At 36.0% G+C, this 1645-nt stretch carries 2 protein-coding genes; both read left to right on the top strand.

The annotated features are described in order from the left end of the window. Positions 1–1132: glycosyltransferase family 4 protein (locus E1176_RS01320; RefSeq protein WP_155208781.1), on the top strand; the 1132-nt coding region annotated here is incomplete at its 5' end. Then, on the top strand, positions 1122–1645 hold a 524-nt coding region (locus E1176_RS01315; RefSeq protein ID WP_155208780.1), incomplete at its 3' end, for a sugar transferase. The genes E1176_RS01320 and E1176_RS01315, both read left to right, overlap by 11 nt.

Here is a 1645-nt window from a genome sequence, read left to right as displayed (position 1 = left end):
CCCTATATCTCTGAAAGTATTGCTTAATGGTCAATTAGAATTCATGAAATCACATGGGTTTGAAGTGCATACAGCAAGTGCGAACGGAAAAGAAGTAAAAGAAATAACAAGATATACAACTCATCACCAAATAGGTTTTACTCGCACAATAAGTCCGTTTAAGGATCTGATAGCCTTGATACAGCTTATCAGGTTAATGAAAAAAATAAATCCTGATATAGTTCATACTCATACTCCAAAAGCAGGACTACTCGGCATGATAGCAGCCTGGGTTTGTAATGTACCTATACGCATGCATACCGTAGCTGGTATGCCGCTTATGGAGGCAAGAGGTATCTCCAAACACATTCTTAAAATTACTGAGAGAATAACATATAAATGCGCTACGAATGTATATCCTAACTCTTTTAAACTTAGAGATTGGATTACTAAAGGCTTCAAAAAATACAATAAGAAAACTAGGGTTATAGCTAACGGAAGCTCTAATGGAATAAATGGAGATTATTTTTCATTAGAAAGTGATGTCAAAGCAAAGGCATGTGAGTTAAGATCGGAGCTAGATATACCTGATCAAGCATTAGTATATGTTTTTGTTGGCAGGCTGGTAAGAGATAAAGGTATTAACGAGTTGGTTGATGCATTTGTCAAATTTAATTCAGGGGTGGATAAAGAGTCTTATTTGCTTCTTGTGGGAGATTTTGAAGATGAGAGAGAGCCGGTTTTAAATGAAGTTAAGAGAGAAATAGAACTCAATGACAAGATTAAAGCGGTTGGTTTTCAAAAAGATATTCGACCCTATTTAGCTTTAAGCGATGTTTTTGTTTTTCCAAGTTATAGAGAAGGTTTTCCCAATGTTGTAATGCAAGCCGGTTGTTTTAATCTACCCATCATTGCAACTAATATTAATGGCTGTAATGAGTTAATTTCACACAGAAAAAACGGTCTATTAGTTCCGCCTAAGAAGATTGAGGTATTAGTCGAAGCAATGACAGATTTGGTAGATGCTCCTACTAGAAACGCTTTAAGCCAAAACTCTCGTGAAATGATATTATCAAAATTCGACCAAAAACATGTATGGAATAGTATTTTGAAAGAATATAGAAGGTTACTAACGTTACATAATGTACGGTAAGTTCACAAAACCTTTTATTGATAAAATAGTTGCAGCCCTGGCTATAATTATCCTCAGTCCGGTCTTTTTACTAGTGATGGTTTTGCTTTTTACCTTTCAAAAAGGTAGTGTTTTCTATATGCAACCAAGACCAGGGTATAAAGAAAAAATTTTCACTCTTATTAAATTTAAAACCATGACCGATGAGAGAGACGCTCAGGGTCGTTTGCTTCCTGATAGAGACAGGCTTACTTGGGTAGGGAGCTTTGTAAGAAAAACATCATTGGACGAATTACCTCAATTAATTAACATACTCCGGGGTGAGATGTCGTTTATAGGTCCCAGACCATGGCTTACAGAGTATTTAGACCTTTATACCGATGACCAACGACAAAGGCATTTAGTTAAACCGGGTATCTCAGGATGGGCACAGGTACATGGCAGGAATATGGTGAGTTGGGAGCAACGTTTTTCGTATGACCTTTTCTACGTACAGAATCAATCTTTTTGGTTAGATTTAAAAATTATTATTTT

The organism is Fulvivirga aurantia, from assembly GCF_009711475.1.
GTDB classification, from domain to species: Bacteria; Bacteroidota; Bacteroidia; order Cytophagales; family Cyclobacteriaceae; genus Fulvivirga; species Fulvivirga aurantia.
This window is presented reverse-complemented; position numbering and strand designations above follow the sequence as displayed.